The sequence below is a fragment of the Variovorax sp. P1_H12_2 genome, from assembly GCF_056405335.1.
In genome coordinates, this window is sequence record NZ_JBFUCI010000614.1 from 1 (window position 1) to 2,613 (window position 2,613).

The window sequence follows — 2,613 nt, forward strand, 5'->3', positions numbered from 1 at the left end:
CTACTCTACTCGTCCACGATGGCGAACCCGCACGACGAGAAGGCCAACTCGGCCAAGGAATCGGCCAAGGTGCTGATCGAGGCGATCAAGAAGGACCTCAAGCCGCGCGACATCGTGACCAAGAAGGCGATCGAGAACGCGGTGGCCGTGATCATGGCCACGGGCGGCTCGACCAACGCGGTGCTGCACTTCCTGGCGATCGCGCACGCCGCCGGCGTCGACTGGTCGATCGATGACTTCGAGCGCATGCGCAAGAAGGTGCCGGTGCTGTGCGACCTCAAGCCCAGCGGCAAGTACCTCGCGGTCGACCTGCACCAGGCCGGCGGCATCCCGCAGGTGATGAAGGTGCTGCTCAACGCCGGCCTGCTGCATGGCGACTGCATCACGATCACCGGCCAGACCATCGCCGAAGTGCTCAAGGACGTGCCCGACCAGCCGCGCGCCGACCAGGACGTGATCCGTCCGATCGGCAAGCCGATGTACGCCGAAGGCCACCTCGCCATCCTCAAGGGCAATCTGTCGCCCGAAGGCGCGGTGGCGAAGATCACCGGCCTCAAGAACCCGGTCATCACCGGGCCGGCGCGCGTCTTCGACGACGAGCAGTCCGCCCTCGAAGCCATCCTTGCCGGCAAGATCAAGGCCGGCGACGTGATGGTGCTGCGCTACCTGGGACCCAAGGGTGGCCCCGGCATGCCGGAGATGCTGGCACCGACCGGCGCGCTGATCGGCGCCGGTCTGGGCGAGAGCGTGGGCCTGATCACCGACGGCCGCTTCTCGGGTGGCACCTGGGGCATGGTGGTCGGCCACGTGGCACCCGAGGCAGCGGCCGGCGGCACCATCGCCTTCGTCAACGAGGGCGACTCGATCACCATCGACGCGCACGAACTGAAGCTCGAGCTCAACGTGCCCGAGGCCGAGATCGCCAAGCGCCGCGAAGGCTGGAAAGCGCCGGCACCGCGCTACACGCGCGGCGTGCAGGCGAAGTTCGCGTTCAATGCCTCCAGCGCCAGTTCCGGCGCCGTGCTCGACAAGTATTGAGCTCGCCCCCAGGTTGGGCTCACTTCGTGTAGCCCGCCCACCCCCTGCCGGGGGCAACACCAGCGGCCCGGCAAAGCCGGTTCCGCGGTGTTTCTGGTGAAGAGCGCGTTGGAAGCGCCGCTGCGGCTCAGCGCCGCTTTCGGTTCGAACGGCTGTTGAGCATGCCGAGGTTGCTGCGCTGCCGATCGATCCGGTCCTGGCGGCGCTGGTTCTCCTTCTCGACGACCTTGCGCTTGGTATAGCCGGAGGCATCGGCCCACGCCCACCAGGCGATCGCGAGCGCGAACGGGACCAGGACGATCCACCAGCTCAGGGTGGCGACGAAGCCGATCTCGAAATATTTGAGAGCCACACCGAGCAGACCCAGCATCAGAAACCACATCGCGAACTTCTCCGTTGTGTCAGAGGCGCGCCGGCCGAAGCGGTCCACCGCCCTGCCTACAATCGCGTTGGATCGACTTTAACGCACCCACGACTGCCAGCCTCCATGAAAAAAGCGCTCGTCCTCGCTGCCGCCGGCCTCCTCTGCGCCGCGCCCGCCCTCGCCGATCTGGCGCTGGCCACCTCGAAGAACTGCATGAGCTGCCACGCGGTCGACCGCAAGGTGCTGGGGCCGTCCTTCAAGGACGTGGCCGCGAAGTACAAGGACGCCAAGGGTGCCGCCGACATGCTGGCAGGCAAGATCATCAAGGGCGGTTCGGGCGTCTGGGGGCCGGTGCCGATGCCGGCCAACAACCAGGTCAACGAAGCCGATGCGAAGAAGCTCGCCGCCTGGGTGCTGTCGGCCAAGTAGGGCCGAACGGACAGCGCGGCTCAGACGGCCGGCGGCATCGCGGCCGGCGTGGGCACCGGTCGGCGTTCGAGACGGTCTTCCAACTGGCCCATGTGGGCCGCAATGGTGTTTTCGGACTGCTCGGCACGCTGCTTCGCGGCAGCCTCGAACTGCTCGATCCGTGCCAGCAGCGCCGCGTGTCGTTCGGCATTGCGCGCCATGTGGGCGTTCTCCTGGGTCTCGAGAAAATTTCGCAGCTCGGTGAACCGCGAGGCCTCGGCCTTGTCGGCCAGCTCGCGCTGCGCCTGCATCTCCTTGGTGTGCCTGCGSGTCTCCAGGAGGATCGAGCTTTGCAGGTAGACCACGTAGGCGACGAAGAAGATGCCCAGCAGCGCGGTCAGCCCGAGCATGATGAGCCCGAACGGCGCCGTCACCTGCATGAAGCCGACAGACATCAGCGTCGGCGAAACCAGCAGACCCCAGTTCAAGGCGGCCAGTGCCGCGATCAGCAGCACGACCACCAGCAGCACAGCGGTTCTCAATCCCATTTTTCTTTTCCCTGTAGTTGATTGGACTGCCGCTGCGCCAGGAGGACGAGGCGCTCAATAGGCCTTGCCGAGCTGTTCCAGAATGGCCGGATTCTCGAGCGTCGAGGTGTCCTGGGTGATGGCCTCGCCCTTGGCAAGGCTGCGCAGCAGGCGCCGCATGATCTTACCGCTGCGGGTCTTCGGAAGATTCTCTCCAAAGCGGATGTCTTTGGGCTTTGCGATGGGTCCGATTTCCTTGGCCACCCAGTTGCGCAG

The 2,613-nt window shown here is 66.0% G+C and carries 5 protein-coding genes; 2 read left to right on the forward strand and 3 right to left on the reverse strand.

All coding sequences use genetic code 11. The features are described from left to right. On the forward strand, nucleotides 1–1,038 hold a 1,038-nt coding region (locus tag AC1D2K_RS33220; RefSeq protein WP_478094503.1), incomplete at its 5' end, for a dihydroxy-acid dehydratase domain-containing protein. A gap of 127 nt (nucleotides 1,039–1,165) precedes the next feature. Here the strand turns inward: AC1D2K_RS33220 and AC1D2K_RS33225 are convergent. After that, on the reverse strand, nucleotides 1,166–1,420 hold the full coding sequence (locus tag AC1D2K_RS33225; protein WP_478094511.1) for a TIGR04438 family Trp-rich protein: 255 nt from the start codon (nucleotides 1,418–1,420) through the stop codon (nucleotides 1,166–1,168). Between the two features lie 105 nt (nucleotides 1,421–1,525). On the opposite strand from AC1D2K_RS33225, the gene AC1D2K_RS33230 reads away from it, so the two are divergent. After that, nucleotides 1,526–1,831 (forward strand): c-type cytochrome, encoded by a 306-nt coding sequence (locus tag AC1D2K_RS33230; protein WP_478094505.1) that lies wholly within the window; start codon nucleotides 1,526–1,528, stop codon nucleotides 1,829–1,831. Between the two features lie 20 nt (nucleotides 1,832–1,851). Here the strand turns inward: AC1D2K_RS33230 and AC1D2K_RS33235 are convergent, their stop codons facing one another. Both AC1D2K_RS33235 and AC1D2K_RS33240 read right to left on the reverse strand, forming a co-directional pair. Beyond that, nucleotides 1,852–2,358 (reverse strand): LapA family protein, encoded by a 507-nt coding sequence (locus AC1D2K_RS33235; RefSeq protein ID WP_478094507.1) that lies wholly within the window; start codon nucleotides 2,356–2,358, stop codon nucleotides 1,852–1,854. 54 nt (nucleotides 2,359–2,412) lie between these two features. Beyond that, a partial coding sequence (locus AC1D2K_RS33240) for an AMP-binding enzyme (protein WP_478094509.1) occupies nucleotides 2,413–2,613 on the reverse strand: 201 nt, incomplete at its 5' end.

What these genes read in the sequence shown, in the direction of transcription:
- AC1D2K_RS33225 (WP_478094511.1), bottom strand. Translation starts at nt 1,420, where the DNA reads ATGTGGTTTCTGATGCTGGGTCTGCTCGGTGTGGCTCTCAAATATTTC.
- AC1D2K_RS33230 (WP_478094505.1), top strand. Translation starts at nt 1,526, where the DNA reads ATGAAAAAAGCGCTCGTCCTCGCTGCCGCCGGCCTCCTCTGCGCCGCG.